Source organism: Acidiphilium sp. 34-64-41, from assembly GCF_002282635.1.
Classification (GTDB): domain Bacteria; phylum Pseudomonadota; class Alphaproteobacteria; order Acetobacterales; family Acetobacteraceae; genus Acidiphilium; species Acidiphilium rubrum.
Window position 1 is genome coordinate 1 of the sequence record NZ_NCJX01000022.1, and the last position, 16,820, is coordinate 16,820.

General features: G+C 64.1%; 16 protein-coding genes. 9 read left to right on the plus strand and 7 right to left on the minus strand.

Features of this window, described 5'->3' with window-relative positions; genetic code table 11:
- Window positions 1-394 precede the first annotated feature (394 nt).
- The 3 genes from B7X49_RS06690 to fdxA are packed head-to-tail and all read left to right on the plus strand — an operon-like array spanning window position 395 to window position 3,598.
- A complete protein-coding gene (locus B7X49_RS06690) occupies window positions 395-2,899 on the plus strand; it encodes a helicase-related protein (RefSeq protein WP_286702756.1) in 2,505 nt (834 codons plus the stop codon).
- Complete coding sequence (locus B7X49_RS06695) at window positions 2,886-3,221, plus strand: RNA-binding S4 domain-containing protein (RefSeq protein WP_286702755.1); 336 nt, start codon at window positions 2,886-2,888, stop codon at window positions 3,219-3,221. Before B7X49_RS06690 ends, B7X49_RS06695 begins: the two co-directional genes overlap by 14 nt.
- Window positions 3,222-3,265: 44 nt before the next feature.
- A complete protein-coding gene (gene fdxA / locus B7X49_RS06700) occupies window positions 3,266-3,598 on the plus strand; it encodes a ferredoxin FdxA (RefSeq protein WP_029312828.1) in 333 nt (110 codons plus the stop codon).
- A 66-nt stretch (window positions 3,599-3,664) separates the two neighbouring features.
- On the opposite strand, the gene B7X49_RS06705 is transcribed toward fdxA, so the two are convergent.
- On the minus strand, window positions 3,665-3,862 hold the full coding sequence (locus tag B7X49_RS06705; protein ID WP_286838710.1) for a hypothetical protein: 198 nt from the start codon (window positions 3,860-3,862) through the stop codon (window positions 3,665-3,667).
- Window positions 3,863-3,947: 85 nt separating this feature from the next.
- Between B7X49_RS06705 and B7X49_RS06710 the strand changes: the two genes are divergently transcribed.
- On the plus strand, window positions 3,948-4,598 hold the full coding sequence (locus tag B7X49_RS06710; protein ID WP_286838722.1) for a CarD family transcriptional regulator: 651 nt from the start codon (window positions 3,948-3,950) through the stop codon (window positions 4,596-4,598).
- A 61-nt stretch (window positions 4,599-4,659) separates the two neighbouring features.
- Here the strand turns inward: B7X49_RS06710 and B7X49_RS06715 are convergent, their stop codons facing one another.
- The 6 genes from B7X49_RS06715 to B7X49_RS06740 all read right to left on the minus strand — a co-directional run bounded on the left by B7X49_RS06715 (window position 4,660) and on the right by B7X49_RS06740 (window position 13,155).
- Window positions 4,660-5,424, minus strand: a complete 765-nt coding sequence (locus B7X49_RS06715) for an amino acid ABC transporter ATP-binding protein (RefSeq protein WP_286702753.1) — start codon at window positions 5,422-5,424, stop codon at window positions 4,660-4,662.
- The gene (locus tag B7X49_RS06720; RefSeq protein WP_286702752.1) at window positions 5,424-6,176 is read right to left on the minus strand and encodes an amino acid ABC transporter permease; all 753 of its coding nucleotides are present in this window, start codon (window positions 6,174-6,176) and stop codon (window positions 5,424-5,426) included. The genes B7X49_RS06715 and B7X49_RS06720 overlap by 1 nt, the downstream gene beginning before the upstream one ends.
- Before the next feature lie 6 nt (window positions 6,177-6,182).
- Window positions 6,183-7,013, minus strand: a complete 831-nt coding sequence (locus tag B7X49_RS06725; RefSeq protein ID WP_286702751.1) for an ABC transporter substrate-binding protein — start codon at window positions 7,011-7,013, stop codon at window positions 6,183-6,185.
- A gap of 117 nt (window positions 7,014-7,130) precedes the next feature.
- Window positions 7,131-8,801, minus strand: coding sequence for a cytosine permease (locus B7X49_RS06730; RefSeq protein WP_286702750.1), 1,671 nt, complete (start codon window positions 8,799-8,801; stop codon window positions 7,131-7,133).
- A gap of 104 nt (window positions 8,802-8,905) precedes the next feature.
- Complete coding sequence (locus B7X49_RS06735) at window positions 8,906-9,796, minus strand: response regulator (protein WP_029312834.1); 891 nt, start codon at window positions 9,794-9,796, stop codon at window positions 8,906-8,908.
- Entirely contained in the window at window positions 9,793-13,155 is a 3,363-nt protein-coding gene (locus tag B7X49_RS06740; protein ID WP_286702749.1) for an ATP-binding protein, read from the minus strand. Before B7X49_RS06740 ends, B7X49_RS06735 begins: the two co-directional genes overlap by 4 nt.
- Before the next feature lie 159 nt (window positions 13,156-13,314).
- Here B7X49_RS06740 and fmdA point away from each other — a divergent pair, with 159 nt between their 5' ends.
- The 5 genes from fmdA (at window position 13,315) to B7X49_RS06765 (ending at window position 16,814) form a co-directional block, all read left to right on the plus strand.
- Window positions 13,315-14,547: a formamidase gene (gene fmdA, locus B7X49_RS06745; RefSeq protein WP_286702748.1), complete on the plus strand. Its 1,233-nt coding sequence runs from the start codon at window positions 13,315-13,317 to the stop codon at window positions 14,545-14,547.
- A gap of 182 nt (window positions 14,548-14,729) precedes the next feature.
- On the plus strand, window positions 14,730-15,050 hold the full coding sequence (locus tag B7X49_RS06750; RefSeq protein ID WP_029312837.1) for an FmdB family zinc ribbon protein: 321 nt from the start codon (window positions 14,730-14,732) through the stop codon (window positions 15,048-15,050).
- Between the two features lie 83 nt (window positions 15,051-15,133).
- The gene (locus tag B7X49_RS06755) at window positions 15,134-15,892 is read left to right on the plus strand and encodes an urease accessory protein UreD (protein WP_286702747.1); all 759 of its coding nucleotides are present in this window, start codon (window positions 15,134-15,136) and stop codon (window positions 15,890-15,892) included.
- Window positions 15,892-16,515, plus strand: coding sequence for a GNAT family N-acetyltransferase (locus B7X49_RS06760; RefSeq protein WP_286702746.1), 624 nt, complete (start codon window positions 15,892-15,894; stop codon window positions 16,513-16,515). Before B7X49_RS06755 ends, B7X49_RS06760 begins: the two co-directional genes overlap by 1 nt.
- Window positions 16,512-16,814 carry an urease subunit gamma gene (locus B7X49_RS06765; RefSeq protein WP_286702745.1) on the plus strand — a complete coding sequence of 101 codons (303 nt, stop codon included), beginning with the start codon at window positions 16,512-16,514 and terminating at the stop codon, window positions 16,812-16,814. Before B7X49_RS06760 ends, B7X49_RS06765 begins: the two co-directional genes overlap by 4 nt.
- Window positions 16,815-16,820: the final 6 nt, after the last annotated feature.

The following is a 16,820-nucleotide window of genomic DNA, read 5'->3' on the forward strand; positions in this document are numbered from 1 at the left end:
ATACAAAATCAACCCCGACGGCAGCATCGACTTCACGCCAGAACAACTCCACGAAATCCTCGGCCCACCCCCACCGCCCGTGCCACCCTGGCACCAGCCCTTCGTGCCGTCCTTCAACGTCAAAAAACTCTGGCGGAAGGGGCCATGATTTCGCACGCCTATGTCGTTACGATATCAAAACGACAAGCACAAAAGACTAGGAAAGCACTTCTTTTTTGTGAACAAAAAAGAAGCAAAAAAAACTTTGGTCATTTGGGCCCGTGCCGGTGGAAACGCCCGTGCCCCAGGGTCAGAAAGTTTTTTGCTTCTTTTTTACAAAAAAGAAGCCCTAAACCTTCCCTGCCCAACCACCCCCCGGCCTTGCTTTCCACCCAGAAATCGCCACACTCCCCTCATGTCCGGATTCGCCCCGCGTGTGAAAGCGGTGCTTGGCCCCACCAATACGGGCAAGACGCATCTCGCCATCGAGCGTCTGCTGGGCCATTCCTCAGGGATCATCGGCTTTCCCTTGCGTCTGCTCGCCCGCGAAAACTACGACCGCATGGTGAGCATCAAAGGCGCCCGCAACGTCGCTTTGATCACCGGCGAGGAAAAAATCGTCCCCCCCGATGCCCGCTGGTTCTCCTGCACGGTCGAGGCCATGCCGCTCGACCGGCCGGTGGAGTTCATCGCGGTCGATGAAATCCAGCTCTGCGCCGATGCCGATCGCGGCCACGTCTTCACCGATCGTCTGCTGAACGCGCGCGGCATGGTCGAGACCATGTTCCTCGGCGCCGAGACCATCCGCAAACTCCTCAAACGCCTGGTGCCCGAAGCCGAAATCGAAACCAGGCCGCGCCTGTCGCAACTCAGCTTCGCCGGTGCCACCAAACTCTCGCGCCTGCCGCCGCGCTCGGCGATCGTCGCCTTCTCCGCCGCCGAGGTCTACGCCATCGCCGAAGCGGTCCGCTCGCGCCGCGGCGGCTGCGCCGTCGTGATGGGCCGCCTCAGCCCGCGCACCCGCAACGCCCAGGTCGCCCTGTATCAGGACAAGGAGGTCGATTTCCTGGTCGCAACGGATGCGATCGGCATGGGTCTGAACATGGATGTCGATCACGTCGCCTTCGCCGGCCTCTCGAAATTCGATGGTCACCGCCCCCGCCCGCTCGCCGCCGCCGAAATCGCGCAAATCGCCGGCCGCGCCGGGCGCGGCATGCGCGACGGCACCTTCGGCACCACCGGCCGCTGCCGCCCCCTGACCGATGATCTGGTCACCGCGGTCGAAGCCCATGCGTTCGAACCGCTCGAACAACTCGCCTGGCGCAATTCCACCCTCGATTTCACTTCGATCGAGGCGCTGCTCGCCAGCCTGCTCTCGGCCCCCGACCGCCAGGGCCTTACCCGCGGCCATGATGCGTCCGACCTGTTGACCCTGTCGTCCCTGTCCGGCGACCGCGCGATCAGCGACCGCGCCCGCACCCCCCGCGCCGTCCGCCTGCTGTGGGAAGCCTGCCAGATCCCGGATTTCCGCAAACTCGCGACCGATATCCACACCAAGCTGTGCGCCCGCGTGTTCCAGCATCTGCTCGACGACGGCGTGCTGCCGGAGGAATGGGTCGCCGCACAAATCGCGGTGCTCGGCCGCACCGATGGCGATATCGACACACTGATGCAGCGCCTCGCGGACGTGCGCATCTGGGCCTATATCGCGGCAAGGGCGGACTGGGTGCGCAACGCCCTGGTCTGGCAGGGCCGCGCCCGCGAAGCGGAAGACCTCCTGTCGGATGCGCTGCATGAAAAACTGATGGCCCGCTTCGTCGATCGCCGCGCCGCCCGCATCACCCGCGGCCTCGATGCCGGCGAGCCCGCCGGCCTGATCTCGGCGGTCACCGGCGCGGGCGAGGTGGTGGTCGAAGGTCATCCGGTCGGCCGGGTCGATGGGTTCCGCTTCGAGCCGGATGCCACGATCGGCGGCGCCGACAAGCGCCTGGTCCTGCGCGCCGCCCGCCGCGCCCTAGGCGGCGAAATGCCGCGCCGGGTCGCCAAGGTCGAAGCCGCACCGGACGGTGCCTTCGCCCTGCAACCCGATGGCGTGATCGCCTGGCAGGGCGCCCCGATCGCACGGCTGCGCCAGGGCAGCGCCCTGCTCGCACCCGCCATCGAAATCATCGACAGCGAATTCCTCGATGGCGCCCAGCGCGAAACCCTGCGCGCCCGCCTCGCCCGCTATATCGATACAATCATCGCCCACGACCTGATGCCCCTGTTCGCCGCCGCCCGTGCCGCCGAGCAGAACCCGGCCTTGCGCGGCGTCGTCCACCGCCTCGCCGAACAGGCGGGCGTCCTGCCCGCCGCACCGATCGATGCGGCGCTGCGCCCTGAACTGCGCCGCATCGGCGTCCGCGCCGGCACCTTCGCGCTCTACCTGCCTGCCCTGCTCAAGCCCCGGCCGGCAACCCTGCGCGCCATTCTGTGGGCCGCGTGGCGCAAACGCTGGCTGCCGCCGCTGCCCGCCCCCGGCATGGTCTCGATTTCGACACCCGACTGGCCGGCCGGGCTCGCGAGCTTCATGGGCTGGCTCGATTGCGGCCCCCGCGCGGTCCGGCTCGACATCGCCGAACGGATCGCGGCCGATCTGCGCTACGCCGCCCGCCGCCGCCCCGCGCCGGTCCCGCCCGGGCTCGCTTCGCGCCTCGGCATCGGCCAGGATGATCTGGCACCGGTGCTGCGCGGCCTCGGCCTGCGGCTGATCGCCGCCGAGCTGCTCGACGATACCCAGTTCGGCCCGCCGCAACCGCCGCGCATCGCCATCGCCGCCCCGCGCAAGCCGGTGATCACCCCGCCCGCCGAACCCGCGCCGCCGCCGAACCCCGACCACCCTTTCGCGGTGCTCGCCGCCTATCGGCGTGAAGCCTCCTGATCCCCGCCAGGCGGCGCAGATCGAAGATGTCGGCTGGCAGCGGCTCGACAAATTCCTGTTCCATGCCCGCTTCGCCCGCACCCGCGCCATCGCCGCCACATTGATCGGCGCCGGCTGCGTACGGATCAACCGGCAGATGACCGAAAAACCCCACGCCAAACTCCGCCCGGGCGATGTGCTCACCCTGGCTTTGTCGCGCGATGTGCTGGTTGTGCGGGTCCGCAGCCTCGCCCATCGGCGCGGCCCGGCGGAGGAAGCACGGCTGCTGTACGACGAGGTCAAAGAAGCCGGTTCCGGCCAATCTTGCGCAAATGCCATGTAGGGGGCATATCGCGGTTAAGTTTTTTCATGTCTCAGGAGTGCCCGATGACCTATGTGGTCACCGAAAACTGCATCAAATGTAAGTTCATGGACTGCGTCGAAGTCTGTCCGGTCGATTGCTTCTATGTCGGCGAAAACATGCTCGTCATCCATCCCGACGAATGCATCGATTGCGGCGTCTGCGAGCCGGAGTGCCCGGCCGAAGCCATCGTGCCCGATTCCGACGACAAGGCGGCCGCCTGGCTCGAAAAAAACCGCGATTTTGCCCTCACCTGGCCGAACATCACCCGCAAGGGCACCCCGCCGGAGGATGCCGATGCCTGGAAAGACAAACCCGGCAAAGCCGAGCTGTTCTCCGCCGAACCGGGCGTCGCCTGACCGCCCGGCAGGGCAGCGTTCCCGACTCGACGTTTTTGTGATAGTATCATGACCCTCTGCGGCATTTTACGGCCGCATCCGTTCATCGACGAGGGTAATCATGACACAGGACCAGGCCGAGGCCGAAAAACCGGTGAAGCCCGCGCGCAAGGCAACCGCTAAAGCGCCGGCGGCGACTGAATCATCCGCCGCAAAATCGACGCAAACGATCGATAAGCCCTCGACAAATCCGAAGGTCGCGCCGGCGCGCGCCCGGCCCGCCAAATCTGCTGAACCCGCACCCGAACCAGCCGCGACAATGAGACCAGCCGCGGTGCGTTCGATTTCAAAAAAAGGCGCCCCACCCGATATGACTGCCACACCCCAAGCCGCCGCCAAAACCGCCGCCGAACCCGATGACGAGATCGCCGTCGAATCCCCTGCCCCCAAGGAAACCCCCGCCGCCGTCGAGCGCGATGCCATGCCGCCCCCCGGCCCGCGCCCAATGCTGCCGCAACGCGCGATCGCCAAAGCGGAAAACTTCAAGGCCGGCGATCACGTGGTCTACCCGACCCACGGCGTCGGTAAGGTCGAGCGCATCGCCGCCGAAGAAATCGCCGGCCAGAAACTCGAACTCATCCACATCACCTTCGATGAAAACCGCATGACCCTGCGCGTGCCGGTCAACAAAGCCCGCACCGCCGGGCTGCGCAAACTGTCCGGCCGCAAACAGTTCGACGAAGTCCTCGCCGCGCTTAAAGGCCGCGCCCGCATCAAACGCACCATGTGGTCGCGCCGGGCCCAGGAATACGAAGCCAAAATCAACTCAGGCGACCCAATGGCCATCGCCGAAGTCGTCCGCGACCTGCACCGCAACGCCGGCCAACCCGACCAGAGCTTCTCCGAACGCCAGATCTTCGAGGCCGCCCTGGAACGACTGGCCGCAGAATACGGCGCCCTCGAAGGACTCGGCAAACAGGAAGCCATCGATAAACTGCTGTTGTTTTTGAAGAGCGAGTAAGCAAGGCCAGGGGCTCTCCCTCCGCCTTGCTTACCAACACCTCATATCCCACCTCAGCCTATCAATGCCTCACTGCGAGCAAAGTGCGGGTTTTGGGGTGTGTGGGGGCGTTGAACAAGCGTTCGGGCGGGCCGTCTTCCACGATGCGACCCTGGTCCATCACGATGATGCGGTCGGCCACCTGGCGCGCGAAGCCCATTTCGTGGGTCACGATCATCATGGTCATGCCGTCCTGCGCGAGCCCACGCATCACGGCCAGCACTTCGCCGACCATTTCCGGGTCGAGTGCGCTGGTCGGTTCATCGAACAGCATCACGGCCGGCTCCATCGCGAGGGCGCGGGCGATTGCGACGCGTTGTTGCTGGCCGCCCGAGAGCGAGGCTGGAAAGCTGCGCGCTTTTTCCGCGAGGCCGACGCGCCCGAGCAGCCGCATTGCCCGTTCGGTCGCCACCGCCCGGTTTTCGCCGCGCACCCGCATCGGCGCCAGGATGATGTTGTCGAGCGCGCTCAGATTGGCGAACAGGTTGAACCGCTGAAACACCATGCCGACATCGCGGCGCTGGCGCGCGATATTGCGCTCCCGATCCTCGATCAGCACGCCGCGCCGGTCCCGATAGCCGATCAGAAAGCCGTTGACCGTGATACGTCCCGCCTCGATTTTTTCCAGATGATTGATACAGCGCAGCAACGTGGTCTTGCCCGACCCCGATGAGCCGATCAGCACCACGGTTTCGCCGCGCGTCACGGTGAAGCTGACGCCATCGAGGATCTTGTTCGGGCCGAAGAATTTCTCGACCCGCTCCGCCTGCACCAGCACGTCCGCCATCAGATGTGCTCGCCCTGCAGCGTGCCGATCACCGCCGTATCGCCGCGCGCGGCACCACGATCCATCCGCCACTCAACATAGCGCATCACCCCACCCCAGATCGATGTCAGAACCAGAAAATATAGCGCGAGCACCGAATAAAGCTCGAAGGTGCGAAACGTCGCGGAGTTGATCGTCTCGGTCACCAGCAGCATTTCGGAAACCCCGATGACGCTGACCAGCGTCGAGTTTTTCAGCATGATGTTGAACTGATTGCCGATCGGCAACAGAATGATCCGCAGCGCCTGCGGCAGCACGACGAAGCGCAGAATCTGCCCCGGCACCATGCCGAGCGATTTCGCTGCCTCGGTCTGGCCGCGATCCACCGCATCGATTCCGGCGCGGAAAATCTCGGCCATATAGGCGCCCTCGTTCAGCCCGAGCGCCAGAATCCCCGCCTGCACATTGCCCGAAATGGTGAACGGGCCGGCGTTGATATCATGAAACCGCAGAATGCCCGCCGCGGCCAAGCCGGTGTAGATGAACACGATCTGCACCAGCAGCGGCGTGCCGCGCATCAGAAAAATATAGAACCGCGCTGGCCACATCAGGAATACCGAAGCCGAACGCCGCGCGAGGGCCATTGGCAGGCCGATCACCAGACCGATGACCTGCCCGCCGACGCTGATCAAAATGGTCAGCCATAGCCCCTGCAGGAACGCGCCGTCGGGCTCCAGCAACTGATGCCAGAAATACGGCCAATCGAAATGCATCGGCGCTCAACCACCGGCCGGCTTGAGCATGTCGATTCCGAGATCCCATTTCTTGAAGATCGTCGCATAGGCACCGTTCTTCATCATTGTGGCGAGCGATGCCGATAGCGCTTGGTTGAGTGCGGTCTCGTTCTTGCGCAGGCCGATCCCGGTTGCGATCTTGAAATAGGGTGGCCCGCCCATGGCGAACTGGCCGGGTACCTTGTGCACGTAGTAGCGCGCCGTCTCGTAGGCCACGCCGTAAGCCGCGACCTGGCCGAACTGCAATTGCTGCAAGGCCTGGGTGTTTTCCGGAAACGCGACAATGTCGATCGGCGTCTTGCCAGCCGCTTTCAGAGCCACGTTTGCCTTGTCGAGCAGCACCGTCGCCGTGGTGCCGGTCACGGTTGCCACTTTCTTGCCCGACAATGCCTCGAGGTCGGGCACTTTCGGTGCGCCGGGTTTCAGCAGGACCGCCTCATGCGAGAGCATATAGGGGATTTCATCGATCACCTGCAGGCGCGATTTCTTGATGAACAGCTGCGAAATGATCGCGTCGCAATGATCGGCGAGCAATGCGGGGATCAACCCGGCAAACGGCATGTTGATATAGACCGCCTTCAGCCCGAGGCTCTTGGCCAGCGCATCGCCAAGGTCGATGTCGACACCTTCAGGTTTCGTCTGCGGACTCATGAACTCCATCGGCGGCAGGTTGATCGCGCTGCAGTAGCGGATGGTCTTCGACTTCATCATCGCTTCCGGTAGCGCGGCCTGTGCTGCCTGCAACCCGATCACCGCGAGCCCCAGCGCAACCGCCGCCGCCACGATGACCGATCGTCCTTTCGTCACGTCAAGCATTCATCACTCCTGATCTGATCCACACGATAATCACCAAACGGCATCGCAAGAAGCGTGCCGCAAACGAACGGGCCGGATGCTGCCATCCGGCCCGCGTTACTCAATCGAATTCGCCGATCACGTCACCGAAGCCGCACCGAAGGTGAGCGCCGGAGAGACATCCGGTTTCTTGCACATGTCACCGCAATCGCTGTCGAGCGAGCAGCAGAGCGAGCAGATGCTGCCAGCATGGAACGGGCAGGTCGTCATGTCCTGCTTTTCGTATTCATAGCCGCAGGACACGCAGTTGAGCGTGCTGTGATCGCTACCCGAAACATAGGGCGCCGTACGGGCGATGTAGTATTTGCCCTTGGTCGCGATCGCGATGATCGGCGATGCAACGAAGGCGACACCGAGTGCGATGAAGGACGAGAACGCCGCGCCATAGGCCCCGAACGCCCCGAAGAACGCCGCAACCGAGATGATCGAAGCGATCACCATGGCGCCGAAGCCGACCGGGTTGAAGTTATAGAGATGCGCGCGCTTGAACTCGATATAGGACGGGCTGAGCTTCAGCAGCGGCTTGTTGATCACGAGGTCGGCGACCACCGCACCGATCCAGGCGACCGCGACGTTCGAGTAGAATCCAAGGATCTTGCCCAGGAAGCTGAACATGTTGGCTTCCATCAAGGTCAGCGAAATGCCGATGTTGAGGAAGATGTAGACGATGCGCCCCGGATGCGCATGCAGCAGGCGCGAGAAGAAGTTCGACCACGACAGCGAACCTGAGTAGGCGTTGGTCACGTTGATCTTGATCTGCGAGAGGATGACGAAGAATGTCGCCACCGAAATCGCGACCATGCCCGCGCCGAACATGGCGGTGAAACCGGCATGATACATCTGGATCGGTTCATTGGCCTTGGCGAGCGGCGTACCGTGGTTGAACGCGACCGAGGCGAAGAACGAGCCCATCAACTGTTTGGCCGCCCCAAGGATAACCCAGCCCGGACCGGCGCCGAGCACGGCGAGCCACCAGCCGACCGAGTTTTTCGAGGTCTTGTCCGGCATGAAGCGGAGATAGTCCGCCTGTTCGCCGATCTGCGCGATCAGCGACAGCGCGATACCGGCGGCGGCACCGAACAGCAGCGGGTTGAACGCGGTGCCGGAGGGCGAGGAACCGGCAAAGCTGGTCCACTGGCTGATCGCGTGCGGATCGACCGCAAGCACCGCGATCGGCGGCGAGAACAGCAGGAACAGCCACAAAGGCTGGGTCCAGGTCTGGAGTTTCGACAGCAGCGTCATGCCGAAGGCGACCAGCGGGATGATCATCAGCGAGCCGATGGCATACCCGATCGGCAGCGGAATACCGAAATACAGGTTGAACGCCTGCGCCATGATCGAACCTTCAAGTGCGAAGAAAATGAAGGTGAAACTGGCATAGATGACCGACGTGATAGTCGAACCCAAATACCCGAACCCCGCACCGCGGGTCAGCAAATCGACGTCGACATTGTATTTCGCGCAGTAATACGCAATCGGGATGCCGGTGAGGAAAATCACCGTCGCGGCCGCGAGAATGCCGTAGAACGCGTTGGTGAAGCCGTACTGTACTGCCAGCGATCCGCCGATCGCCTGGTCCGCCAGATAGGCGATGCCGCCGAGGGCCGCCGAGAACACCGCATATTGCGACCAGGTGCGGAAACTCTTGGGCGCATAGCGTAGCGAATAGTCCTCGATAACCGGATTACTGACAAAGCGGTTGAATTTTCGTTTCGGCTTGGTGGCGCCGTCGGGCATGACGATCGACATGGTTGCACCTTTCGAGGGACAGAGATTACCAAATAGTAAAATCATCTGGCCATGTATGGCCCTCGCAAAGGAATGCGGCTTATCGCGCGCTACCCTACGTGAAGCTACGTAGACCCGAGCGCGCGCATCGCAATCGCCACCGCCGAGGCGCGGTTTTCAACCCCGAGTTTGACGTATATTTGTTCCAGATGCTTATCGACCGTGCGGGGGCTGACCGTCAAAATCGCCCCGATGTCGCGGTTGGACTTGCCGCGCGCCAGCCAGAACAGCACCTCCGCCTCGCGCGGCGTCAGCGCCGCATGGGTGCGCAACCGCGCCAGATCGGCCTCGACATCCTGCTGCGTGATCCGCAACAAAAACTCATCGGGGCCGATCTGGCCGAGCAGCGCGATCTCGACCACGCGATCCGCCAGATCGAGCATCTGCGTCTCGCTGGTAATCTCGCGCGCAATCCGTTCGGCGAGCCAGGACGCAATCGCCGCCGGCAAGGGCTCGCCGGTGCCAAGCCCCGCGAGTTTCGCCGCCTGGCGCGTGCTCCATAATATTTTGCCGCGCCGGTCGCACGCGAGCAGAAACCGCCCCGCCGCATCCATCGCCGCCTGTACGCTGCGGGTCAGCCCGGCATTGGCCAGATGCACTTTCAGCCGCGCCGCCACCTCGTCCGGTCGCACCGGTTTGGTCACGTAATCGACACCGCCGGCCTGCAAGCCATCGATCACGTGATTGGTCTCGGCCAGCCCGGTCATGAAAATCACCGGCACCAGCGCGCAGGCGGGGAGCTGTTTGATGCGGCGGCAGGTCTCGAACCCATCGATCCCCGGCAGCATCGCATCGAGCAGCACGGCATCGGGGGTGATGCGGCCGATGATGCTCAGCGCCATCTCGCCCTGCAACGCGACCAGCACGTTGTAGCCGGCCGCCTCCAGCGTTTCGGTCAACAGGCCGAGCATCGCCGGATCATCATCGACGACGAGAATGGTGGGGCGGAAATTCATGCGGCATCCCGATCGAGGTCGGCGAGTGCGGCGATCAACTCCGGCAGGCGGAACTCATCGAGCAGGCGGCGCAGTTCGCCTAACACCGGTGCTGCCCCGGGGTCGGTGGCGGTCAATTCATCGATCCGCTCGCGCAATGGCCGCACGAACCCGATTTCGGCGAGGCGGCGTAACTCACCGGCATATGGCACCAGACGCATCGAGGCTGGCGCAGCATCGGTTGCAACCATCGGCATCGTCATCCCGGTTTCCCAGTCGAGCCCGAGCAGCCTGCCGATATCCGCGACCAACTGCCGCAGATCGACCGGCTTGACTAACAACGCATCGAACGGCGAGTCCCCGCCGCGCAATCGCGCCACCTCACCCGCATCGGCCGAAACCAGGATCATCGGCGTCGATTGATGCCCGGCCGCGCGCAGCCGATGCGCCAGCGAAACGCCATCGCCATCCGGCATCGTCAGATCGAGAATGAACAGATCGGGCGACGTCGATTGCGCGAGATCGAGGCAGGAGCGGATATCCGGTGCGGAGAGCACCGTAAATCCCAGCGGCGTCAGCGCGTCCTCCAGCAAGGCGCGGTGGGTCGCGTTGTCATCGGTCACCAGCACGCGCTTGCGCGCACCGGCATAGCCCGTCACTGCCGGGCGCGGCGGCGCAATCGCCACCCCACGAGCCCGGTGCGACAGCATCAGCCGCACGGTAAAGATGCTGCCCCGGCCAAGTTCGGATGTCACGCTGATATCGCCGCCCAAAATCTGCGCGAGCAGCTTGGTTATGGTCAGCCCCAGCCCGATGCCGGGCGGCGCCGCGCCGGCCTTGGGCGCGATCCGTTCGAACGGCTCGAAAATCCGCGCCCGATGCTCCGGCGCGATGCCCGGCCCGGTATCGCTGATGGTGAACTCCGCCACCTGCCCCGGCACCCGCACGGCGAGCCGAACCTCGCCGGTGGTGGTGAATTTGATCGCGTTGGACAGCAGATTGATCAGAATCTGGCGCAACCGCGTCGGGTCGGTCGTCACGGTTTCAGGCAGGGTCTGCGGACAATCGAACACGAAGCCGATCCCGCGCGCCTCGGCCTGGTGGCGGAACATGTCGGCGATCTGGCTGAGGAAATCATGCAACCGGATGTCGCGCCGCTCGATCTCGATCCGCCCGGCCTCGATTTTCGCGATATCCATCAGCCCTTCGATCAGCCCGGACAGATGCTCGCCGGAGCGCCGGATCACCCGCAGCGCATGGCGCCGTTTTTCCGGAATCGTCGGGTCGACTTCGAGCAGTTGCGCATAGCCCAGAATCGCGTTGAGCGGCGAGCGCAATTCATGGCTGATGCCGACCACGAAACGACTTTTCGCCAGATTGGCCGATTCCGCCGCCTCGCGCGCGCGCGCCAACTGGGCATCGGTGCGCTTGTGCGCGGCAATCTCGGCGAGCAGCAGGCGGGTCTGCTGCGCAGTCTCGCCTTCCGCGGCACGGCGGGATTCCCGCGCCAGCACCCCGAGCCACGCCACCACGCCGGCCACGATCGCGAGCAGCAGAAACGCCCGCCACAGCGCCCGCGCGAGCAGCGCGGACGAGGCGGGATCGGCCGGACCCGCGATGCCGTACAGCGCCGCGAGCAGGCCGCCGAGCAGCAGCACCGCGACCGCGAACACGAAGGCAAACCGCAGCGTCGCCGGCGACAGGCGGCGATAGATCGAGCCCGGCAGTGCGGCTTTGAAAACGGCGGATAGCTGCATCCCATACCGCCCCTGCGGCTTGCACGCATCATGGCAGCGCGCCTCGAGCGTGCAGCACAGCGAGCAGATGGGGGCTGCATAGACCGGGCAATGCGCCATGTCCGCGCCCTCGAACGCATTGGCGCAGACCACGCACACGCGTGATGCCGTGCCCTGCCATGATTTGCGCGGCTTACGCGCGAGGTAGAACCGCCCACGGGTCAATGCCGCGATCGCCGGCGCCGCGCCGATTGCGATCACCAGCGCCACGATCGGGGCAAACGCGCGCGCCATCGGCCCGAGCAGCCCGCCCATCGCCGCGCTGCCGAGCAGCACGGCCAGCCCCATCGCGCCCAGCCCGACCGGATTGATGTCGAACAGATGCGCCCGCTTGAACTCGATGCGCGCAGGCGCCAGCCCGAGCGGCTTGGCGATCGCCAGATCACCGAAAATCGCGCCGACCCAGGCGCAGGCGAGCACCGCATAGAACGCCAGAATATGCTCGATCGCCCGATAAATCCCCAACTCCATCAACATCAGGGCGATCGCCACGTTGAAGAACACCCACACGATCCGCCCGGGATGCCGATGGGTCAGGCGCGAGAAGAAATTCGACCACGCGATCGACCCGGCGTAGGCGTTGGTCACGTTGATTTTCAACTGCGCGACCAGCACGAGCGCCACGGTCAGCGGAATCGCCAGGAACGCCAATCCGTGCGGTAGAATGATCGCCCAGGCGGTCCGGTACATCATCACCGGCTGCCCCGCTTCGCTGATCGCCGCCCCCGCGCGCACCGCCAGCACCGCCAGCAGCGATCCCGCCGCGAGCTTCACGATGCCCGGCACCACCCAACCCGGCCCGGCGATGATCACCGCGCGCCACCACGCTGCCCGCTCGCCCGGCCCCGGCGGCGGCAGGAACCGCAGGTAATCGACCTGCTCGCCGATCTGCACGATCAGCGACACGATCACCGACAGCGCCGCCCCGAAATCGAGCCAGCGGAACCCCGCACCGAACTGCACCCACGGCCCGAGATCGACCCGCCCCCGGGCCGCGAGCAGCATGATGGCGATCAGCGGCGCAAAATTCAGCACCAGCCAAAGACCGCGCGTGCGCCACTGGAACCGGCTGATGAAGGTGATGCCGAACGCGACCATCGGCAGCACCATGCCGGCTGAAATGATATAGCCGAGCCATTCCGGAATCCCGAGGCAATAGGCCAGCATTCCCGACAGGATCGATGCTTCGATCGCGAAAAAAATGAAGGTGAACGAGGCATAGATCAACGAGGTGACGGTCGAGCCCAGATAGCCGAACCCGGCGCCGCGCGTCAGCAGATCGATATCGACGCCGGCACGCGCCGCGACCAGCGCAATCGGCCCGGCGGTCAGCGCGATGATCAGCCCGGCAATCAGGATCGCCGGCATCGCATTGGCGAAGCCGTAGCGCAGCGTGATCGCGCCGCCGATCGCCTCGAGTGCCAGAAACGCCGTGGCGCCGAACGCGGTATCCGCCACGCGCCCGGCCGAGAATCGCCGCGCACTCAGCGCGGTGAAGCGCAGCGCGTAATCCTCCATCGTTTCGTTCGCAACCCATTGATTATACGAACGACGCGGCGCGGTAATACGTTGGCGCAATGCCAAACGAGTGTCCCTTTCCATAACGCGACGTCTCTTTCCCTGAGGCCGACCGGGTCTTCGCCCGCGATGTTGCGCATGCCTATACGCCGAACCCCGTATTCAGCCCGACCCGATAAAGCCGGACCCTGCACTTATTAATGACCGGTTTTTAAGGAGAATGCCATGACGGAAACGTTGATCAAGGTCGATCTCAGCCAATCCCCCTACGAAAACGACATGATCCACAACCGCTGGCACCCGGATGTGCCGATGGTGGCGACCGTGAAACCCGGCGATGATTTCATCCTGCAAACCTACGACTGGACCGGCGGCTTCATCAAAAACGACGAATCGGCCGCCGATGTCCGCGATATCGACCTCACCACCGTCCATTTCCTGTCCGGCCCGATCGCGGTGGAAGGGGCCGAACCCGGCGACCTTCTGGTGGTCGATATTCTCGACATCGGCACCCTGCCCGGCAATGAATGGGGCTTCAACGGGTTTTTCTCGAAAAACAACGGCGGCGGGTTTCTGACCGACTACTTCCCCCAGGCGCAGAAATCGATCTGGGACATCAAGGGTATGTTCACCTCCTCGCGCCACATCCCCGGCGTGCGGTTCGCCGGCCTGGTCCACCCCGGCCTGATCGGCTGCCTGCCCGACCCCTCCCTGCTCGCGACCTGGAACAAGCGCGAGGTCGATTTCATTGCCACCAACCCCACCCGCATCCCGCCGCTGGCCAACGCGCCTTTCGCCGGCACCGCCCATATGGGCCGCCTGAAGGGCGAAGCGCGCGACGCCGCCGCGGCAACCGGTGCCCGCACGGTGCCGCCGCGCGAACACGGCGGCAATTGCGACATCAAGGACCTCTCGCGCGGCGCGCGGGTGTATTTCCCGGTCTATGTCAAAGGCGCCGGCCTGTCTGTCGGTGATCTGCATTTCAGCCAGGGCGATGGTGAAATCACCTTCTGTGGTGCCATCGAAATGCCTGGCTGGATCCACCTTGGCATCCACTCGCTGATCAAGGGCGGCGTTGCCAAATACGGCATCAAGAACCCGATCTTCAAACCGAGCCCGATCAAACCCGACTACAACGACTTCCTGATCTTCGAAGGCATCTCGGTCGATGACCAAGGCGGGCAGCATTATCTCGACGTGTTCGTGGCCTACCAGCAGGCCTGCCTGAACGCGATCAACTACCTGAAAAAATTCGGCTACTCCGGCGCCCAGGCCTACGCCATCCTCGGCACCGCACCCGTGCACGGCCATATCTCCGGTGTGGTCGATATTCCGAACGCCTGCGCGACACTCTATCTGCCCACCGAGATTTTCGATTTCGATATCAATCCGAGCGCGGATGGACCGGTGCCGCGGGATATGGCAGGCTCGGATGTGCTGCTTGCGCCTGATCTCTGACGTTTAGGTAAGGCGAGGACAGCACTTCTTTTTTTGAAAAAAAAGAAACAAAAAAACTTCTATTTGTTTGGGCCCATGCCTTTGAAAACGCCCATGCCCCAGATTAAAAAAAGTTTTTTGCTTCTTTTTTACAAAAAAGAAGTGCTTGCTTATCGTCCCTTTCCCTAGCCCACGGAGCCGAAATGCCGGTCTACGAATACGAATGCCCCACCTGCGGCGGTTTCGAAACCATCGCCCCGATCGCGCAATTCGATCAGCCGCAGCCCTGCCCCGATTGCGGCGATGCCGCGCCGCGCGCCCTGCTCTCGGTGCCTATGCTCGCGATCATGGGCTCGGCCCAGCGCCGCGCCTTCGCCACCAACGAGCGCAGCGCCAACGCACCGGAAACCTCGCGCCGCACCGGCAAGCACCCGGCCAGTTGCGGCTGCTGCAAGCCGGTCGTGCCCAACGCCAATGTGAAGAAATCCTTCCCCGGCAAGCGCCCCTGGATGATCGGCCACTGAGCGCCTCGGCACGCGGCATCGCGCCGCCGCAGCGCTCGTCCGGCCGGATCGATCTCGCGGTCAAACCCCGCAACGGCGTCACCGTGCTCGACCGGCTGCATCAATCCGGCCCACTGCGGCTGCGGCTGATCAGTGCGGAGCTCGACACCGCAACCACCGCCATCCTGCTCAACACCGGCGGCGGCATCGCGGGCGGCGATGTCAACCAGATCGATATCACCGCCGCCCCGGGCACCGCGCTCACGCTGAGCAGCCAGGGTGCCGAGCGCATCTACCGTGCCGGCATCGGCGACCTGCCATCGCGCATCACCACGCGGATCGCCATAGGTGCTGCCGCAACTCTCGAATATCTGCCGCAGGAAACCATCCTGTTCGATAACGCCGCCCTCAACCGAAGCCTGCGGATCGATCTGGCCGGCTCGGCGCGCTACCTCGGCATCGAATCCCTGATTTTCGGCCGCGCCGCGATGGGCGAAGCCGTCGCGGCGCTCGACCTGACCGACACGGTGGAACTCCACCGCGACGACGAACTGGTATTCCGCGATTCACTAAAACCACCGCGCGATTTCGCCGCGGCGCAGACGCATCGCGCGATGTTCGGCGGCGCGAGCGCCATCGCCACCATCCTGCTCGCGGCGCCCGATGCTGCCGCCCATCTCGATGCGGTGCGCGAAGCGCTGGGCGTCAATGATGTTGCCATCACAGCCGGCGCCAGCGCCTGGAACGGCTTGCTTCTGGTGCGGCTTCTGGCACACAATGGCGCGGCGCTGCGGGTAGCCTCGCTGCGCGTCTTGTCGGTCCTGCGTCAGGACCGGCCGATGCCACGGGTATGGGGATGTTGATGGATCTGAATGCACCGCCACCCGCAGGCGCGTTCCGCGCGGTCACGCTCACCGGCGAGCACGTCCGGCTGGAACCGCTGAGCATCGCCCATACCGAGGGGCTGATCGCAGCAGTGCAGGACGGCAGCCTGTGGCGCCTGTGGTACACCGCAATCCCGGCACCCGATTCCATGGCAACCGAAATCCACCGCCGCCTCGCCTTGCAGGATTCCGGCTCGATGCTGCCTTTCGCGGTGTTCGACGCATCGGGCAAAATCGTCGGCATGACCACCTATATGAACATCGATGCGGTGCACCGGCGGGTCGAGATCGGCTCGACCTGGTATGCCAGACGCGTGCAGAAAACCCCGCTGAACACCGAAGCCAAACGCCTCCTGCTCGGCCACGCGTTCGAGACGCTGCACTGCATCGCGGTCGAGTTCCGCACCCATTTCTTCAACCACCAGAGCCGCCGCGCGATCGAACGGCTGGGTGCCAAGCTCGATGGCGTCCTGCGCCATCATCAGCGCGACAAGGACGGCAATCTGCGCGATACGTGTGTGTACAGCATCACCGCGCCGGAATGGCCGACCGTACGCACCCATCTGCTGTTCCAACTTGCACGCCATGAGCCGGCATCATGAATCTCTCCCCTCGCGAAAAAGACAAACTCCTCATCGCCATGGCTGCCATCGTCGCGCGCCGCCGCCTCGAACGCGGCGTCAAGCTCAACTACCCCGAAGCCATCGCCCTGATCACCGATTTCGTGGTCGAAGGCGCACGCGATGGAATGAGCGTCGCCGCCCTGATGGAACAGGGTGCCCATGTCCTCACCCGCGAACAGGTGATGGAGGGCATCGCCGAGATGATACCGGATGTTCAGGTCGAAGCGACGTTTCCGGACGGCACCAAGCTGGTCACCGTGCACGATCCGATCCGATGAAGGGAA

What these genes read in the sequence shown, in the direction of transcription:
- B7X49_RS06730 (WP_286702750.1), bottom strand. Translation starts at nt 8,801, where the DNA reads ATGTCGATCGTCATGCCCGACGGCGCCACCAAGCCGAAACGAAAATTC.
- B7X49_RS06750 (WP_029312837.1), top strand. Translation starts at nt 14,730, where the DNA reads ATGCCGGTCTACGAATACGAATGCCCCACCTGCGGCGGTTTCGAAACC.
- B7X49_RS06720 (WP_286702752.1), bottom strand. Translation starts at nt 6,176, where the DNA reads ATGCATTTCGATTGGCCGTATTTCTGGCATCAGTTGCTGGAGCCCGAC.
- B7X49_RS06765 (WP_286702745.1), top strand. Translation starts at nt 16,512, where the DNA reads ATGAATCTCTCCCCTCGCGAAAAAGACAAACTCCTCATCGCCATGGCT.
- B7X49_RS06735 (WP_029312834.1), bottom strand. Translation starts at nt 9,796, where the DNA reads ATGAATTTCCGCCCCACCATTCTCGTCGTCGATGATGATCCGGCGATG.
- fdxA (WP_029312828.1), top strand. Translation starts at nt 3,266, where the DNA reads ATGACCTATGTGGTCACCGAAAACTGCATCAAATGTAAGTTCATGGAC.
- B7X49_RS06710 (WP_286838722.1), top strand. Translation starts at nt 3,948, where the DNA reads ATGACTGCCACACCCCAAGCCGCCGCCAAAACCGCCGCCGAACCCGAT.
- B7X49_RS06760 (WP_286702746.1), top strand. Translation starts at nt 15,892, where the DNA reads ATGGATCTGAATGCACCGCCACCCGCAGGCGCGTTCCGCGCGGTCACG.
- fmdA (WP_286702748.1), top strand. Translation starts at nt 13,315, where the DNA reads ATGACGGAAACGTTGATCAAGGTCGATCTCAGCCAATCCCCCTACGAA.
- B7X49_RS06725 (WP_286702751.1), bottom strand. Translation starts at nt 7,013, where the DNA reads ATGCTTGACGTGACGAAAGGACGATCGGTCATCGTGGCGGCGGCGGTT.
- B7X49_RS06690 (WP_286702756.1), top strand. Translation starts at nt 395, where the DNA reads ATGTCCGGATTCGCCCCGCGTGTGAAAGCGGTGCTTGGCCCCACCAAT.
- B7X49_RS06715 (WP_286702753.1), bottom strand. Translation starts at nt 5,424, where the DNA reads ATGGCGGACGTGCTGGTGCAGGCGGAGCGGGTCGAGAAATTCTTCGGC.